Here is a 21227-nt window from a genome sequence, read left to right on the forward strand (position 1 = left end):
ACGACCAACCACCCGGCGGGGTGACAACAGGACGTTCGTCCCACGGCTCATGACCGCGCGTGACCCTTCTGTGTCCCTCCGCCGGTAGCGTCCGTCCCGGTCGGGTGTCGAGGGACGGGGGAGACCGATGCCGCAGGAGCATGCGCCGGTCGACGTGCACGGTCGGCACCGCGACGGCGTGCCGCCGGGGACGGTGGACGGGTCGCCTCGTCCCGGCGTCCCCGCCGGTGCCGACGAGCGGTTGCCGGGACAGCGGCGACCGCCGGACGGCTCGGTACCGCCGCCCCGCGGTCCCGGTGCCGACCGGTTCGCCGTCACCAGCTACGTCCCGCCGGTCGCCGGGGTCACCTTCGCGGGCAAGCGCGCGCCCGACCCGTCCGCGGCGGCGCCGGTCACCCCCACCCCCGCCCTCGACGTGTCCGAGTCGCGTCCGTCGCGCCGCCGGATCGTCCTGCTGTCCGCGCTCGGTCTGCTGGTCGTACTGGTCGCCGTCGGCGGGTGGGTCGGCTGGCGCACCTGGCAGGCGTACACCCATCTGACGGCCGCGGCCCAGGAGGTCAGCCGGGCGCAGGACCTGCTGACCGACATCTCGTCCGTCGATCCGGTGGCCACCGCCTCGGTGGTCCGGGCAGTGCAGGTGGAGGCGGCGGCGGCGCGGGCTGCGGTGGACGATCCGCTCTTCCGCCTCGTCACCCTGGTGCCGGTGGTCGGCGACAACCTGGACGCGATCCGAGAGATCACCCTCACCGTGGACGGTCTGTCCACCGGGGTCATGCCCTCCCTGGTGCAGGTGGCGGGGGCGCTGTCCCCGGCTGATCTGGCCCCCCGCGACGGCCGGATCGAACTGGCCCCGCTGGAGCAACTGGCTCCCGTCCTGCAGCAGGCCGATGTGGCCGTGCAGGCCTCCCGGGCCCGGGTCGGGGCGATCGACCGGGGGTGGCTGGTCGGCTCGGTGGACCAGGCGGTCACCGATCTCGGCGGCCGGCTCGACGACGCCGCCGAGGTGACGGTCACCGCGGCGCGGGCCTCGCGCCTGCTGCCGCCGATGCTGGGGGCGTCCGGGCCCCGGACCTACCTGGTGGCGTTCCAGAACCCGGCCCAGCCGCGGGCCACCGGCGGGGTGTTCGGGTCCTACGCGGTGGTCCGGGTCGATGGCGGGGAGATGACCATCGTCGGTCAGGGTGCGCCCAGCACGACGCTCGGCTTCTTCGACCGCCCGGTCGTCCCGGTGAGCGCGGACCAGCAGGGCCTGTTCACCGATGCCCTGGCCCAGGACCCGCGGGACGCGAACACCACGGCCGACTTCCCCACCGCGGCAGCGCTCTTCGCCACCATGTACACCCAGCGCACCGGCACCACGGTGGACGGGGTGCTGGCCACCGATCCGGTCGCGCTCTCGTACATGCTCGCCGGCACCGGGCCGGTGGACGTGGGCGACGGGGTGGTGCTCACGGCCGACAACGCGGTGCCGCTGCTGCTGTCCGAACCGGGCGCGGCGCAGGGCCGGCCCACCGTGTCCGCGGCCGAGCGGGACGACTTCCTGGCCCGGGCGACGGGCCGGGCGTTCAGCGCGGTCACCGAGGGCACGGGTGACGCCGACCTGATCATGGCCGGTCTGGCGCGGGCGGCGGCCGAACGCCGGGTGCTGGTGTGGAGCGCCGCGACGGGGGAGCAGGAGGACTTGGCCGCGACGAGCGTGGCCGGTTCGCTGGGCGGGACGGGCGGGGTGGGCGCCCCCGCGGCCGCGCTGGCCCCGTCGCTCGGGGTCTTCCTCAACGAGACGACCGGCAGCAAGCTCGGGTTCTACCTCGACAACCAGGCCTCCCTGGTGCCGGGGGAGTGCCGCACCGACGGACGACGTTCGTGGGACGTCGCCGTCACGGTGAACGACGGCTCGCCCCCCGCCGGTCTGCCCGCCTCCGTGCTGGGTACGGGCGCCCAGCCCTACCGGGTCGGGCTGCAGCTGCTGCTGTACGCCCCGACCGGGTCGAGCGTGCAGGACGCGACCGTGGACAGCGTCGCCGTGGCCGTCGCCGCGGGCACGGATTCCGGACGCCCGGTGACGCCGGTGGCGTTCGACGTCGGGCCGGGGGAGAGCCGGACGGTGGTGTTCCGGGTGGTGACCGCGGCGGACGGGTCGACCGGGCCGCCCGCACTCGTGCTGTCCCCCGGGGTGAATCCGTGGGTGACCACGGTGGACGGGCGCGACCCCTGCGCCGTACCGGCCGGGTGAAGCGCATCGATCACCTACCGGTCATTTAACGGTCGGTCTCCCTAGAGTCACCGATCGTGATGAATCGATGACGGGCACGACGGGGCAGCCGGATCCGGTCGACGGTGGTGCGGGTGTGGACGGGTCCGTGGGACACGGTCTCGACACCGACGGTGGCGCCGACTCCCCGACGGACTCCCCGGTCGCGCCCGCCGCTCCCACGGGTGGGCGGCGGCGCGTCATCGGCTTCGTCATGCTGGGTGCCGGGGTCGCGGTGCTCGCAGCCATGGGGTGGGTGGGCTGGCGGGCCTACCAGGCCTACACCCACCTGCAGGCGGCGGCCGCCGAGGTGAGCACCCTGCAGGATCAACTCCAGGACATCACCGCCCTGGACGGCGACGCCACCGCCCGCACCGTGGCGAGCCTCCAGCAGGAGGCGGCCGCCGCTCGGTCGGCGACCCAGGACCCGGTCTACCGTCTGGCCGGCTCGGTTCCGTTGATCGGAGCGAACCTGCGGGCCATCGGCGAGGTCGCCACCGTGGTGGACGGCCTGTCCACCACCGTCATGCCGTCACTGGTGCAGATCGCGACCACGCTGGACCCGGCTGCGCTGTCCCCCCGGGACGGCGCGATCGACCTGGCCCCGCTGCAGACGGTGGCACCGCTGCTGCAGGCGGCCGATGCCGAGGTCGTCGCGTCCCGGACGCGGTTGGCCGCGATCGACCGGTCCGATCTGGTCGGCCAGGTGGACTCCGCGGTCGTCACCCTGGCCGGCAAGCTCGACGACGCAGCCGCCGTCACGGCCACCGGAGCGCGGGCGGCCCGGTTGCTGCCGCCCATGCTGGGCGCCGACGGTCCGCGCACCTATCTCGTCGTGTTCCAGAACCTGGCCGAACCGCGGGCCACCGGCGGGATCTTCGGCTCGTTCGCCCTGGTGCGGGCGGACGGCGGCCGGATCGACATCCTGGATCAGGGTGCGCCGAGCCGGGTGCTCAAGGAGTTCCGCCCGCCGCTGGTGGAGCTGCCGGAGAACGAGAAGCAGCTGTACACCACCGGGATGGCCATCTATCCGCAGGACGTGAACTTCACCCCGGACTTCCCGACGGCGGCCTCGATCTTCGCCACCATGTACACGACGCGGACCGGGACGGCGGTGGACGGCGTGCTGGCCGTCGATCCGGTCGCCCTGTCCTATCTGATGAAGGGCATCCCGGCCATCGACGTCGGCCAGGGGGTGGCGATCACCAGCGAGAACGTGGCCGAGGTCTTGCTCAAGCAGGCCTACGACCTGTTCCCGGAGGAGGACCAGTCGGCCCGGGACGATTTCCTCGCCGGGGCCACCGGTCGGGCCTTCGACGCGGTCACCTCCGGTGCGGGCAGTGCGCGGACCGTCCTGGACGGCCTGCGTCGGGCGGTCCAGGAACGCCGGCTGATGGTGTGGAGCGCGACGGCCGACGAACAGGACGATCTGGCCGCGACGAGCCTGTCCGGTTCGCTCCCGACCGACCCTGCGCACCCGAGCATCGGGGTGTTCCTGAACGACGGCACCGGGGCGAAGTTGGGCTATTACCTGCACAACTCGGTGTCGGTCACCCCCGGGGAATGCGGCACCGACGGCCGCCGCGCCCTGGACGTCGCGGTCACGCTGGATTACCGCGCTCCGTCGTCCGGCCTGCCCCCGTACGTGTTGGGGCTGGAGCTGGGCGGGGCGCCTTACGCATTGCGCACCAATCTGCTGGTTTTCGCCCCGGTCGGTGGGGGAATCGTCATGGCCTCGCAGGAAGGCGCCCCGACCACGATGCGCCGCGGGGAGGACGAGGGACGCGAGGTCGGGACGACCACGCTGACGATGATGCCCGGGGAATCGCGGACGGTGACCGTCCGCGTGCTGGGCCCCGCACCCTCGCTGACCGGCACCGACGAACTGTCGACTCAATTGGTCGTCACGCCGGGGGTGCGGCCCTGGGAGCTGACGCCGACGTCCTTCCCGGTCTGCCCGGCTCCGACCTCCTGACCTCGACACCGCCGTCTGCCTCCGGTCCACGCCGCGTGGCCCCCGTGCGCTGTGTAAGCGTCCTGTGGGGTGCCTATCACGGAGCGCAACTTCTTGTGACGCACGCCACAGGTGCCGGGAGGGTGGCTCTCAGGCCCTTCACATGTCCTTCACGCTACTCACCGTGATGGCCGGACCGGTGCCGAACTTCCCGCCTTCAGTCGCGTCACCTGTCGGGATGACGGGAGGGGGAAAGCCGGTGACGGGGGCGGGCGCTGGCCCGGAAACGGCCCGGATCGGGGCCATATGCTCTGCCCTGTCGGATTCCCCCGCCGGCATCGCCATGGGGGGTCACATTTCTTCCAGGGGCGGGAAAAACCAATGCTGCGTAAAGCTGTCGTGTCACTGTTCATCGCGATCATCGGATTGTTCGCATTCTCCGGAATGGCGTCCGCCGATCCCACCAACTACCCGGGCCAGGGCGATCCGGGGGACCCGCAGATCTCCGCGCCGGCCTCCGCGCCGGCCGGTGGGGTCGCCACCGTCGCCGGGACGGGCTTCGACGCCGGCGAGGTCGTCTACGTCGTCATCACCGCACCGGACGGCACCACCTTCGCCGCGCTGGTCACCGCGAACGACGACGGCACCCTGAGCGTCCCGGTGCCGCTGGTCCTCTCCGGTTCCTACTCCGTGTCCGCGAGCGGCATGCGCTCCGGTCTGCTGTCGCAGGTGACCATCCAGTCCACCGGCTCCACCACTCCGGTTTCCAACGGCCCGACCGAGGTCGCCAACGGCAGCGTCATCGTCGGCGTCAACAACGGCACGATCATCGTGAACAACGGGATCATCTTCTATGGCGAGGGTTTCGTCGCCGGGGAGAACGTCACCATCAACATCGTCTACTACGGCAAGGATGCGGTGAAGGCCGACACGATCGTCGTGGTGGCCGACGCCGACGGGAAGATCCGGCACGAGCTCACCCCCAGCCACGCCGGCAAGGTCGTCGTCTCCGCCGGAGGCGAGACCAGTGGTGGTAGCGGCGAGGTCGTCGTCACCGTCACTGGGACCGACAGCGACAGCGGCTGGGCCGCCGTCGCCACCACCACCGTCGCCGGTAAGAACGTGATCGCCGTCGCCCCCAACGGCTCCTACCTGGCCAGCACCGGCGCCTCCATCGCCGGCCCGATCGCCATCGGCGGCGCCGCTCTCGTCGCCGGCTTGGGCCTGCTGTTCTTCGGCACCCGTGGCGCCATCCGTCGTAAGGGTGGGCACGTCCAAAGCTGAGTCCCCATCAGGCTCCGGCCCGATACGCCCCGGCCCCGGTCGACACCGCTCTCGCGGTGCCGGCCGGGGCTTTTGCGTGAGCCGGGCGGAGTCTCGGCCGATGGCCCGAAACGGAGACCTCGACCGTACGAGGACGATGCAGAGGGCTGACCTGACGCGGAGACCGGCTCGTACCCGCCTCTTACCCGGGCGTGACAGTGCGTGCGCGACTCTCTACAGCGAGGCATCACAGGGGTCCTCTCCCCGAGGACCGATCCGGCGCGACCGCCAGATCCTTCCGGTGACGGGTGATGCGCGGTCGAGAGGGTCCTCATGGATGTGCGTGGTTGGGTCAGAGCGCTCCGCAAGAACTGGTGGATCGTGCTGGTCACCACGGCCGTCGCGCTCGGTATCGGCGTCCTGGTGACGGTCCTGACCCCGAAGCAGTACGCCAGTTCGGTGACGTTCTTCGTCCGCACCCCGACCGAACAGATCACCGGCGCCTATCAGGCGGATCAGTTCGCCCAGAAGCGGGTCAACTCCTACGTGCAGCTCCTGGACAGCCAGTCGTTGGCCGACCTGGTGTTGCAGGAGACTCGTCTCCCGATGACGACAGGACAGGTGCAGAGCGCCATCTCGGCCAAGGGAGACCTCAACACCGTCCTGCTGACCGCATCCGTGACGGCAGGTTCGCCCGAGACCGCTTTTCAGATCGCTGATTCCGTGTCGCGACAACTCGTGGATCTCGTGGCCTCGATCGAGACCTCCCCCGGTTCCCTCGCGCCCGCGGTCAACCTCGTCGTGACGTCGGCACCCACGCTCAACCCCGCCGCGGTCAGGCCGGAGCCGTTCGTCAACCTCGGGTTGGCGTTGATCGCCGGGCTGCTGGCCGGTGTCGGCATCGCCGCTCTCCGTGAGATCCTCGACACCTCGGTGCGGTCCGTCGACACCGTGAAGGCCACGAGTGGCGGCGCAGTCCTGGGGGTGGTCCCGTTCGACGGGACGGCCAAGGCCTCTCCCTTGCTCACCGACGATCGGTCCCACTCGATCCGCGCGGAGGCGTTCCGTCAGCTTCGGACCAACCTGCAGTTCGTCGATGTGGAGAACCCGGTCAAGGTCCTGGTGGTGACTTCGTCGGTGGCGGAGGAGGGGAAGTCGAACACAGCCGCCAACCTGGCGCTCACGTTCGCCGAAGCAGGTCAGCGCGTGCTGCTCATCGAAGCCGACCTCCGTCGGCCGAGGGTCGCGGACTACCTGGGGATCGAGGGTGCGGTCGGGTTGACCAACGTGCTCGCCGGTCAGGTGAGCATCGACGAGGTCCTCCAGCCATGGGGACGGGCGAGCCTCACCGTCCTGCCCAGCGGAAGTATCCCGCCCAATCCGTCCGAACTGCTCGGCGGTCGACGGATGCACGAGGTGCTCGACCACATGAAACAGCGGTTCGACGTCATCGTCATCGACACCCCGCCCCTGCTGCCCGTCACCGACGGGGCGATCGCAGCGGCGGCCGCCGACGGCGCCATCCTGGTCGTCCGGCATGGCAGGACCAGGCGCGCGCAGGTGGAAGCGGCCGTCGCTGCGCTGACGGCGGTCGACGCCCGCCTGCTCGGATCGATCTTGAACATGGTTCCGGCCAAGGGTGTGGATTCCTACGCCCACTACGGCTACGGGTACTACGTCGCTGATTCCGAGCACAGCGCCAGAGGATTCCTCCAGGTGTCGAAGGACGACCCGTCCGCATGGGTGCCTGCCGTGGAGCGCGACGTGCCGGCGGGCACTGCGGGCGGCAGGCACATGACGCTCGAGCCCGAGCACACCCGCTGATCGACCACATGAGCCGATCTGGATCTGAGGTAGTTCCCACCCCCTCACGGCACGTCGTCGCGGTGACCGTCGCGACCTACCGCCGTCCGGGTCTGCTCCGAGAGTTGTTGCAGACAGTCGTGCCGCAGACCGAGCCCGGGCGGCACGTGGTCGTGGTCGTCGACAACGACCCCCTGGGTTCGGCACGGGTCGTGGCCGGGGAGTTCCCGTCCGTTCGTTACTTGCTCGAGGAGAATCCGGGGATCGCCGCTGCGCGCAACCGCGCGGTCGGCATGGTGATCGACGACGTCACCGCGGTGGCCTTCGTGGATGATGACGAGACGGTCGGTGCGGGATGGCTCGAATCGATGATCAGCGCCCTGGACGGACTCGACGCCGATGTGATCGTGGGGCCCGTCATTCCCATCCTGCCGGAATCTGCTTCTCCGCTGATCGTTCGACTGAGGTTCTTCCAACGCCCGCGCGCACGCACGGGGGACGACGTCCGGTGGCCGGCGACGAACAACTCGATCGTCACCGTGGAGGCGTTGAGACGCCTGGAGGGCGACCACTTCAGGGAGAGCTTCTCCCGGACCGGTGGAAGTGACGCCGAGCTCTTCTGGCGTCTCCGCAGGCTCGGGATTCGGATGCGGTGGCTCGACGAAGCTGTTGTGTACGAACGTGTTCCACCGGAGCGGGCGACATGGCGATGGTTGTGGCGCCGCGGGGTCCGGCTCGGCAACGTCAGCGGACGCCTGCTGTCCCGCGAGCGGCCCCGTTCCTACGTCGCCGGGGTCGCCGCTGCGCGTCTGCTCGTCGGGCTCGTTCTGGGGCCCGTCTTCGCCGTCGTCGCACCCCGCCGGGCGGCACTGACCCTGATGCATGTTCCGAAGGCCGTCGGAATGGTCCGCAGCATGACTGGGAACTATGTGCAGGAGTACGCCCGATGACCGTGGGGACCCGGCCAGCTGTCTCCGTCGTCATCCCGACGGTCCTGCGGGACCAGCTCGAGCGTGCCGTCCGCTCGGTCCGATCCCAGTCGTACGACGGACGGGTCGAGGTGGTCGTCGTGATCGACCGCCCGAAGACTCCCGAGTCGGAGGCGAGGGCCGAGCGCCTGACCGCCGACGGCGTCGACCGGATCGTCTGGACGGGAGGCGGGCGGGGCGGGGGGCATGCCAGGAACCTCGGGATCTCGTCGGCGACCGGAGTCCTGCTCGGCCTGTTGGACGACGACGACGAATGGCTGCCCCACAAACTCGACGAACAGGTCGAGCGCATGCATGCCGGCGCCGACGAGCTTGTGCTGAGCTGCCGGATAGTCCAGGTCGACCCGTCGACCGGCCGGAGTTCTGTGCCGGTCCCGCGGACGCTGGCTTCCCCCCCACAGCGCATCGAGGAGTATCTCTTCCGGCGGCGCCGACCATCCATCGATCGGGCGGCCTTCTACACATCGACCCTCCTGTTGACCAGAGAGTTGGCTCGGCGGATTCCCTGGGACGAGGACCTGCCCCGCCACCAGGACTGGGATTGGCTTCTCCGGCTGCAACGCGATGCAGATGCGCATTTCGCTCACATACCTTCCGTCGGGGTCCGCATTCATGCGAACAGCGATGGGTCGATTTCCGCCAGTTCGGACTGGGAGTCCTCGCTACGGTGGATACAGGCGTGGGATCGTGACATCTCCGGGGCCACGGCTGTGGACTTCGTGACCGCTCAGACCCTCCGGTACGCGCTGGATGGCAGGTCCGTGGTCGGGGTCAGGGGCGCGGTCAGCGCTGTCTGGAGGCACCGGCGGCTACCCGCGCCGGGCCCGACCGTCATCGCGCTGTCCGGGCTGATCCCGAGGCGGCACCTCGCGCGTGCGCTGATGCGCACGGTCGACCCGGCAGCCGTGGCACGCTCCGCCGGGGGCGTGCGATGAGCAGGCGACATGTCGAGGTGGAACTCTCCGGAGGTCTGGCCAACCAGCTCTTCCAGTGGAGCGCGGGACGGGTGCTCGCCGATGAACACGGTGTTCCTCTGATCCTGGACGCATCGCTGGTCTGTCGACCGGATGGTCGGGGACTCCAGGTGGACCGGTTGTCCGATCACGAGCGGCTCGTCGAGCCCGGAGAGCTCACGCGCAGGCTCTGGTCGTCTGCGCATCGATGGTTGCCTCGGGTGCCACTGGGCCTGGTCAAGCGAATCGCGCTGCGGAGGCCGAGGGCCACCCGCCGATGCGGGGACCTCAGGGCTGCTCGTGTCGTCCTGGGGTCCGGCCGGTCACCGCGCCTGGCCGGCTTGTTCCAGGAGCCCGATCTCCTGTTCGCGCAGCGGGAGAACATCAGGGAGCGCGTCCGGACCCGGCTCCCGGCGGGCGGTGCGGTCGCGTCCCTGCCCGAGAACTATGCCGCTGTTCACATTCGGCGGGGCGACTACGTCTCGAACGAGAAATATCGGCGACTGTTCGGCGTCTGCAGCGAGCAGTACTTCCGCAGGGCCATCCGCCGACTCGATCCGTCCCTGCCGATCGCCTTCGTCAGCGACGATCCCGCGTGGTGTCGATCGTTCGCCACCTCGCTCGGTTTTCCCGCGCACCGCATCCTGCCCCCGTCCGGCAACGACCACTTCGATGACCTGGCCACGATCGCCCGCGCGAAGGAGGTGGTGCTGTCGAACAGCACGTTCTCCTGGTGGGGCGTCTACCTGGGTGAGCCGGTCACGGTCATCTGTCCGGAACCATGGTTCACCGAGCGTTCCCGCGACCGCGGTCTCGTACTGCCGGGGTGGATCAGAGTGCCTCGTGACTGACATCGAAGGGCGCCACCGCACGGTCGCTGTCCGTACTTCATGGCGTGACAAGTGGCGCCGTGTCCAGGAACTCGGACTCTACGGGGCAGGCCCACTCGCGATCTTCATCACGGCTCCGGTCCTGGCGCAGGGTCTGGGACCTGACGCCCGCGGTGACTTCGGGGTGGCCCAGGCGGTCGTCTCCTTCGCGGCTGCCGTGGGTGCGTGCGGCCAGGCCGAGGTGTATCTCGCCGATCGTAGGGAGGGGTCAGGTAATTATCGGGCGGCCGCGAGGGTCGCTCTGCTGGGCGCGGTGGTCACCTCGCTGCTGGCGGTGGCGGTCATGCTCGCACTCCGGCTGGACTTCGCGTTGTCGCTCGCAGCCGCGGTGCTGGTGCCCGTCATCACCCAATCGCAGCTGTGGCGGTCCGCAGCCGTCAGCCTGGGACGCATCGCCCTCCCCGCGTACTCCAGTGCGATGGCCGCCGCACTGCGCGTCCTGGCGCTGTCGGCCTTGTGGTGGGCGGCCGTCCTGAATGCGACGAGCGCCATGGCAGCCGTGCAGATGACGACTGCACTCGCCGGGGCGATCGTGCTCGGTCGAATGGTGCGCAGGCCCGGCTCTGTGGTCTCCGTCCCGTCGAGCCGGGGGCAGTATCAGGTACTGCTCCGCCGCGGAGCGCCCCTGCTGTTGTTCTCCGTGCTCACCAGCATCACCTTGCGCAGCGACATCCTCGCAGTGCAGATGTTCGCGAGTTCCGAGCAGGTCGGTGTCTATGCCGCGGCTTCGTCCCTGAGCATCTCCGTGCTGGCGATCTCGGGCGCGTTCAAGTCGCGTGTCCAGGCTGCGCTCTTCGGCGATGACGCGCGCGCCGGGCTCAGGCTGGAGATGCGGATCATCGCGTTCCTGGTGGTTCCCGCGGGCGTGCTCGCGTCCGTCGGCAGTCCGTGGATTGTGCAGATCCTCTTCGGGCCGGGTTATGGCGATGCAGTGTCCGTCCTTCGCATCCTGAGCTTCGCCGCTGTCGCTCTCGTCTTCCTGGATGTGGCGCATGCGGCAGTCGTCGTTCTCGGCCTGCGCAGACAACTCATCGGTGTGGCCGCGGTGGGCGCGGGTGTGTCCGTCGTCGCGTTGGTCGCGTTGGTACCCGCATTCGGTGCTGACGGCGCCGCGCTGGCAAGCCTGTTGGGGTACTCCGCCGGAGCCGTCACCGGCTGGCTCTGCGTCCGGAAGGCACTGGCCGATGACCGTTGAACTCTCGAGACCTCCGTCCGGATCCCCCGGTCCACGACACGGCCGTCCCACCAGGGACCTCGCCGCGCGCCGCGTCGCCGAGGTGATGACCGTCGCGGTCATCCTGATGTACCCGCGACCGCAGGGACTGAGCGGCACGGTGATCGCGCTGGTCGGGATCGTCCTGCTCGTCGTCGGTCTGCTGGTCGGAATCAGACCGACCGCCCCACCCGTGCCCACTGTCGTCTTCGTGATGTGCGCGCTTGCATCCGCTGTCGTCAACGCCGCCGGGAGGGAGAGCTCCGGTCTGGCTGAGATCGCGGCCATGCTGATCCCGCTCGGGATGGCCGGATCCATCGTCACCGTCCTGTCGTTCGAGCGCTTCATCCAGCTCGCGGACAGGGCATTGAAAGCCGTGGTGTGTCTGAGTCTCGTCGTGGCGTTCCTGATCCCGTCGATCGGGGTGACCCAGCGCGACGTCAACGCTGGAGCCATCCGCGGGATCTACGAACATCGCAACGGCTTTGCCTACGTCATCGCTCTGGCACTGGTCACTCACCTGGCCGCCTGTGCCATCCGTGGTGGGTATCGGTCGAGTCTGTGGTGGGTCCCCATCTTCGGGTTCGGCATGCTGGGTGCGAGTTCGGTGAGCGCGCTGGCGCTCGTGGCAGTGTCCGTCGCTCTGTATCTCTGGGTCAGATTGCTGCGCGGTCTCAGCCCCGAGGTTCGCTCGATGGTGACCCTCGCCGCTTCGAGCGCTGCCCTGCTGATCGCCTTGGCCGCGACACTGTCCTGGTCACGTCTGCTGGACGCCTTCGACCGCGAGGACACTTTCCTCAGCAGGACCGAGATCTGGCAGGGGGCGGTCACGGCATGGCGGGAACGCCCCCTCCTCGGTTTCGGATGGGGCAATGTCCTGGGAGCGGACGACTCGCCGGCAGCAGTCATCGCGGCGTTCTCGGGATACGACGTTCGCAGCACGCACAACGGTTATCTGGCAGTGGCACTCCAGTTGGGGGTCGTCGGTCTCGTCGTCGCCCTCGGTTACCTGGCGGGCCTCGTGGTCCTGGTTCTGCGGCGTGCGGCTTCGGACCCGAGCGGACCGGCGGCCTGGGCGCTCCAGATCGTCGTCATCCTCGTGCTGGGCGACCTCGTCGAGACCCGGGCCTTCGTGAACATCGGATGGTTCCTTCTCGCCGTCATCTGGCTCTACGTCAAAGGGGCGAACCGTTCCTGCTCCTCGGCGAGCATCGATTGATGCCCGCGACGTCAGGAACGAGGCCGGCCATCGGCTGAGGCCTCACGATGGTCCTGGTACCAGCGGTATGTCTGCGTGAGCCCGGTGGGTAGGTCCACCGACGAGGTCCACCCGGTGCCGTGCAGCCGGGAGACGTCCAGCAGCTTCTGCGGGGTCCCGTCCGGTTTGCCGGTGTCCCACTCGATCGTCCCGCCGAACCCGACGGTGTCGGCGACCATGCCGGCGATCTCGGCGATGGTGTGGTCGACCCCGGTCCCCACGTTGATCGGTGCGGGGTCGTCGTAGAACTCGAGCAGATGGAGGCAGGCGTCGGCGAGGTCGTCCGCGTGGAGGAACTCCCGTCGCGGTGTGCCGCTGCCCCAGCAGGTGACCGTCGGGTCGCCCCGCCGGGCGGCCTCGTCGAATCGCCGGATCAACGCCGGCAGCACGTGGCTCTGGGTGGGGTGGAAGTTGTCACCGGGCCCGTAGAGATTGGTGGGCATCGCGGAGATGTAGGGCAGGCCGTCCTGGCGGCGGATCGCCTGGATCTGCAGGATGCCGGCGATCTTGGCGATGGCGTACGCGTCGTTGGTGGGTTCCAAGGGTCCGGTGAGGAGGGAGTCCTCACGGATCGGCTGTTCGGCGAACTTCGGGTAGATGCAGCTCGATCCCAGGAAGAGGAAGCGCGGGACGCCGACGGCGCGGGCCGCGTCCAGCAGGTTGACCTGGATGCGGAGGTTCTCGGACAGGAAGTCGGCCGGGTAGGTGCTGTTGGCCAGGATGCCCCCGACCCTGGCCGCCGCGTCGATGATCACGTCCGGCCGTGCCTCGGCCACGAAGGCCATGGTGGCGTCACGGTCGCGCAGGTCGAGCTCAGCGCTGGTCCTGCCGGTGAGGGTGCCGACCCCGCGCCGTTCCAGCGCCCGCCACAGAGCGGAGCCGGCCAGTCCACGATGGCCGGCCACGTACACCCGGGTCCCGGGGAGGAGGGGGAAACGCTGCGTGTCGGTCACGGCGGGGATGGTCTCAGATTGATGGTTCTGCCGCTGTGTAGCCGAGTAATTACGCCGGGCACACCCTCTCGCTCCTAGTGTTCCGCACAGTTAGTAAGCGAAGAGGAGCTCAGGGTGACGCACGGAACGGAACGGCCGGCGAGGACCGCGCTCATCACCGGGATCACCGGCCAGGACGGCTCGTACCTGGCGGAATTGCTGCTGGAGAAGGGCTACACGGTCCACGGGCTGATCCGTCGGTCGTCCACGTTCAACACCGCGCGGATCGACCACCTGTACCAGGACCCGCACGACCCGGCGGCGCGGCTCTTCCTGCACCACGGCGACCTGACCGACGGATCCCGGCTGGTCACCCTCATCGAGCGGATCCAGCCGACCGAGGTCTACAACCTGGCGGCGCAGTCGCACGTGCGCGTGTCGTTCGACGAGCCGGAGTTCACCGGCATGACGACCGGCCTCGGCACGACCCGGCTCCTCGAGGCCATCCGGGCCAGTGGTGTGCCCGCCCGCTTCTACCAGGCCAGCAGCTCCGAGATGTTCGGCGCGACACCGCCTCCGCAGAACGAGGACACCCCGTTCTGGCCGCGGTCGCCCTATGGTGCGGCAAAGGTCTACTCGTACTGGATCACCCGGAACTACCGCGAGGCCTACGACCTGTTCGCCGTCAACGGCATCCTGTTCAACCACGAGTCACCCCGCCGGGGCGAGACCTTCGTGACCCGGAAGATCGCCATGGCGGCAGCGGCGATCGCCGCGGGCAAGCAGGAGACCCTCTTCATGGGCAATCTCGATGCGGTCCGCGACTGGGGCTACGCCAAGGAGTACGTCGAGGGCATGTGGCGCATGCTGCAGGCGGACACTCCGCGCGACTACGTCCTGGCCACCGGGACCTCATACACCGTGCGCGATTTCCTCGAGTTCTGCTTCTCGGCGGTCGACCTCGAATGGCAGAACCACGTCAGCTTCGATCCCCGGTACCTGCGGCCCAGCGAGGTCGACTCCCTGGTCGGCGACGCCTCCCGCGCCCACGCCGATCTGGGCTGGAAGGCCGAGGTGCTGCCGCCCCAGCTCGCTCGCATCATGACGCAGGCCGAGGTCCAGGCGCAGATCTGACGCCTGCCGACCCGGGTGGGGGCCCGGGTCCCCGCCGCCGGTCCATGCACCGCGCGGACAGTAGATCGCGGCCGAGAACAGCGCCGCAGGACATCGAGACACGGACGGGGGTCGAGGGGATGCGTGCGGACCACGAGGCTCAGCCGGCCTCCGACCGGGTTACCCCGACCACCGCTGCCGACCACTGGCGATCCTACGAACCGGTCATCACCGTCACCTCGGCACTGCCCGTGACCCGGGAACATCCGTTCCAGGTTCCCGGAGCACCACAGCCACCTGAGCCCGTGTCCGCCACCCACCGGCCGGATCCCGAACCCCTGCCCCGCCCACGCGGTCGCTGGGTCACCTCCTACGCCCGGCACCTCTTCCTGACCGATCTCGTGGTGGTCACCGCGATGGTGCTGTTGGCGCAGGGCATCCGGTTCGAGTCGGTCTTCGACGTGACCATTGCCGGCATGTCGGACCTGAACTACTGGGCCGTCTCGGGCGTTCTCGTCGTGCTGTGGATGCTGGCGCTCGCGGTGAACGGCGGGTACGACCGCAAGATCCTGGGCTCCGGTCCCCGGGAGTACCACCGGGTGGTGAACGCCTCCCTGTACCTGTTCGGGTTCATCGCGATCGTGTCGTACCTGGGCCGTCTCGACATCGCCCGCGGTTACCTCGTTCTCGCCCTCCCGCTGGGTCTGGTCGGAATCCTGGCCGGTCGCTGGGTGTGGCGGCTGCTGCTCCGCGAGCACCGCCGGACCGGGACCCACCTGCACAACGTGCTCGTCGTCGGCAGTCGGCGCAGCGCGCTCGACCTGGCCACCCGACTGCGCTCGGCCCCGGACTTCGGCTATCGGGTGTCGGCGCTGTGCCTGCCCACGACGGGGATCGGCCCAGTCGGGCCCACCGGCGATGTCGGCGGCTTCCCGGTGATCGGCGATCTCGGCGACGTCCTGGCCGCCATCCGCTCCTCCGGCGTCGACACAGTCGCGGTGTCCTCCTCCGAGCAGTTCGGGTCCGAGGAGGTGCGCCGGCTCGGCTGGCAGCTGGAGGGCAGCGGCATCCGGCTGTGCCTGGCGCCCTCGCTCACCGATGTCGCCGGCCCTCGCATCCACATCAAGCCGGTGGCCGGTCTCCCGCTGATGCACGTCGAGGAGCCACGCTTCCGGGGTCCCAAGCTGGTCCTCAAGACGGCCCTGGACCTGTCCGTCGCCGGGGTCGGGCTGCTGGTCCTCTCGCCGGTGATGCTCGCTGTCGCCCTGGCCATCGCGGTCAAGGACCCGGGGCCGATCTTCTTCCGGCAGGAGCGGGTGGGTCGGGCGGGGGAGCGGTTCCGGGTGTGGAAGTTCCGGTCCATGACCGTCGGCGCCGACCGGGTGGTCGACCAGGCCCGCAGCACCGCCGGTCAGCAGCACGAGGTGTTCTACAAGTCCGCGTCCGACGCCCGGGTCACCCCGCTCGGGGCCTTCCTGCGGAGGACCAGCCTGGACGAGTTGCCGCAGCTGTTCAACGTCGTCACCGGCCAGATGAGCATCGTCGGGCCACGCCCCCTCGTTCCGGGGGAGGGCGCCGAGATCGGGCACTTCCTGGAGCGCCGCATGCTGGTCAAGCCGGGCATCACCGGCCTCTGGCAGGTCTCCGGCCGCTCCGACGTCAGTGCCACCGAACGCATCCGGCTCGACTTCTACTACGTCGAGAACTGGTCCGTGGCGGGCGACCTCACCATCATGGTGAAGACGGTGAAGGCGGTGGTCGCCGGGCGCGGCGCGTACTGAGCCGACCGGACCGGCCGATCCGTCGCGACCACCGGGTCACCCGGCGGTCAGCACCGCGGTGAGCGCGTCCACGATCTCGGTGAGTTCGCCGTCGGTGATGACGAACGGCGGCGACACCTGCACCCCGCCGGCGCCCACCGCCCGGGTGGCGATCCCGCGGCCCCGCAGGGCGGCGGCGGTGGCCATCGCCGTGGGCGGGTCGGCCAGCTGGACCGCGGCCAGCGCGCCCGTGCCGCTGCGGACCTCGTGCACCCCGGGGATGTCGGCCAGCGGCGCGAGCAGCTCGTGCATCCGCGCGGCCAGGGTGTCGGCGACGGTGAGCAGGTCCTCCCGCTCGATGATGTCCAGCGTGGCCATGGCCGCGGCGGCTGCACCGGCGTGCCCGCCGTAGGTGTAGCCGTGCCGCCACCAGGTCTGCCCGCCCGGGGTGAAGAACGGCTCCCACACGGTCGGCGCCACGAACACCGCACCCATCGGCACGTAACCGGAGGTCAGTCCCTTGGCCGTGGTCATGATGTCCGGCTGCAGGTCGAACTTGCCCGAGGCGAACCAGGAGCCGCCGATCCGGCCGAACCCGGTGATGACCTCGTCGGCGACGAAGAGGATGTCGTGGTCGCGGCAGATGCGCCGCACCTCGTCGAGGTAGCCCGCCGGCGGCGGGTAGACCCCGCCCGCCCCGATCACCGGCTCGCAGAAGAAGGCGGCGATGCGGTCGGCGCCCAGCCGCTCGATCGCCTCCAGCAGGTCCTTGCCGCTGTCCCAGCCGACGGTCAGCGCGTCCTGCATGAGCTCGCCGTAGCCCTCGTGGTTGCCCGGGATACCGGCGAGAGCCGTTCCGGCGACGTGCATCCCGTGGTAGGCCTTGGTCCGCCCGATGATGATCGTCTTGGTCGGCCGACCCCGCTCCACCCAGTACCGCCGGGCCAGCTTGGCCGCCGTGTCGATGGAGTCCGAGCCCCCCGAGGTGAAGAAGATCTTGCTGTCCGCCACCGGGGCGATGGTGGCCAGCCGTTCGGCCAGCTCCCCGGTGGTGTCCACGGAGAAGTCCCCGAAGGTCGAGTAGTGGGCCAGCCGGCCCAACTGCGCGGCGACCGCGTCGGCGATCTCCTGCCGGCCGTGCCCGACGTTGGCGAACCACAGGCCCGCCGTGGCGTCCAGGTAGCGGCGTCCCTGGGCGTCCCAGATCTGCGCCCCCTCGCCGCGGTGCATGACCAGCTCACCGTTCTGCTGGACCGCGGACATGTTGGCGAACCCGTGCCAGAACGCTCCCACCACGCACCCCTCACCTCCGGGCGGTCCCGCCCGTCGGGAGGCCCGCCGGTCAACCTAACGCCCCCCGGCCTCCGACGCCGGAAACCCCGCCGGTCAGGGGGATGACCGACGGGGTGTCCGGATCAGGGGGCCGCCTCCCGGGCCCCGGTCGTGGGGGTCAGCCGGTGTACTTCCACACGCTGACCCAGTCGATGAGCACGTGGCCCGAGGTGGCGGCGTCCGGGACCTCACCGTGCGTGCCGGTCTGCAGCACCCACTGCATGGCCTTGGTCGGCACGCTCTTGGTGACCGTCTGCAGGACGCGGCCGTCGAGGATGTAGACGAGCTTGCCGGGCGTCCACTCGATGGTCGCGGTGTGCCACTGGCTGAAGCCGACCCCGGTGTCCAGGTAGGAGCAGTTCACCTGGGGGTTGCCGATGCAGTGCGTGTAGGCCCAGATGTTGCTGTCCAGCCCGCCCTCGGGGAAGTCGACCTCGCCGTCGGCCCACACCCCGGAGGACGGCCACAGCAGGCCGGCCATGCCGTAGCCGGGCAGGTTGTCGGCGCGGAAGCGGACGGAGTAGCGGCCGTAGGTCTGGCCGGTCACCTTGCCGCTCTCGTCGATCAGCGGGATCGGTGCGGCGCTCTTGGGTCGGCCGTCGGCACCGGTGCCCAGGTTCATGTCCAGCACGCCCTCGTGGACGGTGATGATGTCCTGGTCGTAGTCACCGTTCTGCGAGGTGTCGGGGAAGCCGTCGTAGCTCCGCCACTTGGCGCCGTAGCGGCCCGGGAACTCGCCGGCCGCCTGGTCGGTGCCGAAGTCCTCGGAGAAGATCTGGGCGAAGCCCGGGAGGTCGCCCTTGGGCATCTCCTCGCCGCTGGCGGTGGCGTCGACGTGGCTGACGGCGTTCACCGTGAAGCTCTGCACGGCCCCGAAGTCGTACCAGCCGCCGGCCACCTGGGCGCAGCCCCAGTAGGTGTAGGTGCCGGGGATGAACACCTTGGTCTTGGTGAACGGCATCGCCGTGGGGCTGAGCAGGATGTTCTCGTCCTTCAGGAAGTCCTGGTTGATGCCCTTGGCGTCCTTGACGCAGATGCCCACCTGGCTGGCGGTGGCCAGTCGGGAAGCGGTGATCGAGGCGGTGGCGGTGACCTTGGCGCCGTCGACCGCAGCGGTGAGATTCGTGGCTCCGTAGGTGGTCTGGAAGATCGGGATGATCGGGCCGCTGGGCACGGCCACGGTGAAGGTCTTGCGTTCGCCGACGTCGTTCCAGCCGCCGTTGACCTTCATGCAGCCCCAGTAGGTGTAGGTACCGGGGTCGAACGACATGGTCGCCGTCTCCACGGTCCCCGCGGTGGGCTTGAGGAGCATGTCCTTCTCGAGGGGGAAGTTGCGGTTGATCCCGTCGGAGTCCTTGACGCAGATGCCGGCGTCGGAGGCGGTGGCGTAGCGGGTGGTGGTGAGGGTGGCCTTCGCGGTGACGGACTGGCCGGTGACGGCGGCGGAGAGGTCGGTGGCGCCGTAGGTGGTGTTGAAGATGGGGTAGATCGGGCCGCTGGTCGGCACGGCCACGGTGAAGGTCTTGCGTTCGCCGACGTCGTTCCAGCCGCCGCCCACCTTCACGCAGCCCCAGTAGCTGTAGGTCCCGGGATCGAAGGAGGCTGTGGCGGTCTCGGCGAAGCCGGCACCGGGGGTGAGCAGGATGTCCTTCTCGAGGGGGAAGTTGCGGTTGACGCCGTCGGAGTCCTTGACGCAGATGCCGGCGTCGGAGGCGGTGGCGTAGCGGGTGGTGGTCAGGTTGGCCTTCGCGGTGACGGACTGGCCGGTGACCACCGCGGACAGGTTGGTGGCGCCGTACGAGGACAGGAAGATGGGGACGATGGGTCCGCTGGTGGGCACGGCGACGGTGAACGTCCTGCGCTCGCCGACGTCCCGCCAGCCGCCCTGGACCTTGATGCAACCCCAGTAGCTGTAGGTCCCGGGATCGAAGGAGGCCGTGGCGGTCTCGAGGTAGCCGGCACCCGGGGTGAGCAGGATGTCCTTCTCGAGGGGGAAGTTGCGGTTGACGCCGTCCGAGTCCTTGACGCAGATGCCCGCATCGGAGGCCGTGGCGTAGCGCGTCGTGGTCAGCGTGGCCTTGGCGGTCACGGACTGGCCGGTGACCACCGCCGAGAGATCCGTGGCACCGTAGGTGGTGGTGAAGATCGGGTAGATCGGTCCGCTGGTGGGCACGGCGACGGTGAAGCTCTGCTTGGTGCCGACGTCGTACCAGCCACCGCCGATCTTGACGCAGCCCCAGTAGCTGTAGGTGCCGGGGTCGAACGAGGCGGTGGCGGTCTCGGCATATCCGTTGGGGGACAGCAGGACGTCCTTCTCCAGCGGGAAGTTGCGGTTGATCCCGTCCGAGTCCTTGACGCAGATGCCCGCGTCGGAGGCGGTCGCGTACTGCGTGGCGGTCAGGGTGGCCTTGGCGGTGACGGACTGCCCGGTGACCACCGCGGACAGGTCCTTGGCTCCGTAGGTGGTGGGGCCCACCGGGATGATGGGGCCGCTCGTGGGGACGTCCACCACGAAGGTCTTCTTCTCCCCGACGTTGTACCAACCCCCGCCGACCTTGATGCAGCCGTAGTAGGTGTAGGTGCCGGGGTCGAAGGCGCGGGTCTTGACCTGCAGGTACCCCGACGGGCTCAGGGTGATGTTCTGGTCCTGCGGGAAGTTGCGGTTGGCGCCTGCGGCATTGACCACGCAGATGCCGACGTCGCTGGCCGTGATGGGCTGCGAGGAGCTGATCCGGACGGAGGCGGTGGCCGAGGTGCCGGTGACCGTCGCGGTGAGACCCGTTGTGCTGTATGTGGTGTGACCGACCGGAACGATGGGGCCGCTGGGGGTGGAGCTGACGGTGAACGTCTTGCGCTCGCCGATGTTGTACCAGCCGCCGTTGACCTTGGCGCAGCCCCAGTAGGTGTAGGTGCCCGGGTCGTAGTTCCGGGTCTTGGTGTTGGTGAAACCCGCCGGGGTGATCTGCACGTCCGCGTCCCGGGGGAAGTCGCGGTAGACACCGGCGGAGTCGATCACGCAGATGCCGGCCAGCTGGGCGGTGGTCGGCTCGGTGGCCCGCAGGGTGACGGTGCCGGTGGCGCCGGTCGTCGTGGTCGTCACCGACAGGCCGGACGCCGAGAACGACGGAGGCGCGGACTGCAGAGCGGTTGCGGCGCTGAGGGTCTGGGCCGACGCGGGCAGGGCGGAGGCGAGCAGGAGCAGGGAGGTCAGTCCGGCCGTGAAGGCCGTACCGGCGGTACGCAGGGTGCGTGAGAGGGCCATGACAGTTCCTTTGATCGCGGAGAGGCGAACGAAAACGACACCGGAGGACGGGTCGGTGAGGGGCCGGCCGGTCGGGTGACGGGGTGACGACGCGGGTACTGCTGGGGAGGTCCTCGCCCGACGGGGCTCGGCCTGGGCGCATGCCGGAAAACACTGCGACAGAGCAGGATTCCCGCGCATCTGCACGATCTTCGCCGGGGTGGTCGACCCCTGGGAGGGGGCGGGCCGGGCGATCTCCGGGTGCTGCGCTGGCA

Annotated in this window: 14 protein-coding genes; 11 read left to right on the plus strand and 3 right to left on the minus strand. The window is 69.7% G+C overall.

The genetic code is table 11. The annotated features are described in order from the left end of the window. Window positions 1-127 precede the first annotated feature (127 nt). The 9 genes from J2S58_RS14770 (at window position 128) to J2S58_RS14810 (ending at window position 12535) form a co-directional block, all read left to right on the plus strand. Window positions 128-2233, plus strand: a complete 2106-nt coding sequence (locus J2S58_RS14770) for a DUF4012 domain-containing protein (protein WP_205257889.1) — start codon at window positions 128-130, stop codon at window positions 2231-2233. Between the two features lie 67 nt (window positions 2234-2300). Next, complete coding sequence (locus tag J2S58_RS14775; protein WP_205257890.1) at window positions 2301-4226, plus strand: DUF4012 domain-containing protein; 1926 nt, start codon at window positions 2301-2303, stop codon at window positions 4224-4226. A gap of 378 nt (window positions 4227-4604) precedes the next feature. Then, on the plus strand, window positions 4605-5489 hold the full coding sequence (locus tag J2S58_RS14780) for a hypothetical protein (RefSeq protein WP_205257891.1): 885 nt from the start codon (window positions 4605-4607) through the stop codon (window positions 5487-5489). Between the two features lie 312 nt (window positions 5490-5801). Further along, the gene (locus J2S58_RS14785) at window positions 5802-7292 is read left to right on the plus strand and encodes a tyrosine-protein kinase domain-containing protein (RefSeq protein ID WP_205257892.1); all 1491 of its coding nucleotides are present in this window, start codon (window positions 5802-5804) and stop codon (window positions 7290-7292) included. A gap of 62 nt (window positions 7293-7354) precedes the next feature. Further along, entirely contained in the window at window positions 7355-8221 is an 867-nt protein-coding gene (locus J2S58_RS14790; protein ID WP_205257893.1) for a glycosyltransferase family 2 protein, read from the plus strand. After that, a complete protein-coding gene (locus J2S58_RS14795) occupies window positions 8218-9195 on the plus strand; it encodes a glycosyltransferase family 2 protein (RefSeq protein ID WP_205257894.1) in 978 nt (325 codons plus the stop codon). The genes J2S58_RS14790 and J2S58_RS14795 overlap by 4 nt, the downstream gene beginning before the upstream one ends. Before the next feature lie 71 nt (window positions 9196-9266). Further along, on the plus strand, window positions 9267-10064 hold the full coding sequence (locus J2S58_RS14800; protein ID WP_306828735.1) for an alpha-1,2-fucosyltransferase: 798 nt from the start codon (window positions 9267-9269) through the stop codon (window positions 10062-10064). Beyond that, entirely contained in the window at window positions 10057-11298 is a 1242-nt protein-coding gene (locus J2S58_RS14805; RefSeq protein WP_205257896.1) for a lipopolysaccharide biosynthesis protein, read from the plus strand. The genes J2S58_RS14800 and J2S58_RS14805 overlap by 8 nt, the downstream gene beginning before the upstream one ends. Window positions 11299-11383: 85 nt before the next feature. Further along, window positions 11384-12535 (plus strand): O-antigen ligase family protein, encoded by a 1152-nt coding sequence (locus J2S58_RS14810; RefSeq protein ID WP_205257897.1) that lies wholly within the window; start codon window positions 11384-11386, stop codon window positions 12533-12535. Between the two features lie 11 nt (window positions 12536-12546). Here the strand turns inward: J2S58_RS14810 and J2S58_RS14815 are convergent, their stop codons facing one another. After that, window positions 12547-13527, minus strand: coding sequence for a GDP-L-fucose synthase family protein (locus J2S58_RS14815; protein ID WP_205257898.1), 981 nt, complete (start codon window positions 13525-13527; stop codon window positions 12547-12549). Window positions 13528-13641: 114 nt separating this feature from the next. Between J2S58_RS14815 and gmd the strand changes: the two genes are divergently transcribed. Then, a complete protein-coding gene (gene gmd, locus J2S58_RS14820) occupies window positions 13642-14640 on the plus strand; it encodes a GDP-mannose 4,6-dehydratase (RefSeq protein ID WP_205257899.1) in 999 nt (332 codons plus the stop codon). Between the two features lie 284 nt (window positions 14641-14924). Next, on the plus strand, window positions 14925-16400 hold the full coding sequence (locus J2S58_RS14825) for a sugar transferase (protein WP_205257900.1): 1476 nt from the start codon (window positions 14925-14927) through the stop codon (window positions 16398-16400). 36 nt (window positions 16401-16436) lie between these two features. Here the strand turns inward: J2S58_RS14825 and J2S58_RS14830 are convergent, their stop codons facing one another. Both J2S58_RS14830 and J2S58_RS14835 read right to left on the minus strand, forming a co-directional pair. After that, entirely contained in the window at window positions 16437-17642 is a 1206-nt protein-coding gene (locus J2S58_RS14830) for an aminotransferase family protein (protein WP_240189289.1), read from the minus strand. 187 nt (window positions 17643-17829) lie between these two features. Next, the gene (locus J2S58_RS14835; RefSeq protein WP_205257901.1) at window positions 17830-20973 is read right to left on the minus strand and encodes a glycoside hydrolase family 16 protein; all 3144 of its coding nucleotides are present in this window, start codon (window positions 20971-20973) and stop codon (window positions 17830-17832) included. Between the last annotated feature and the right edge of the window lie 254 nt (window positions 20974-21227).

The organism is Nakamurella flavida (assembly GCF_030811475.1).
In the GTDB taxonomy this organism is placed as follows: domain Bacteria; phylum Actinomycetota; class Actinomycetes; order Mycobacteriales; family Nakamurellaceae; genus Nakamurella; species Nakamurella flavida.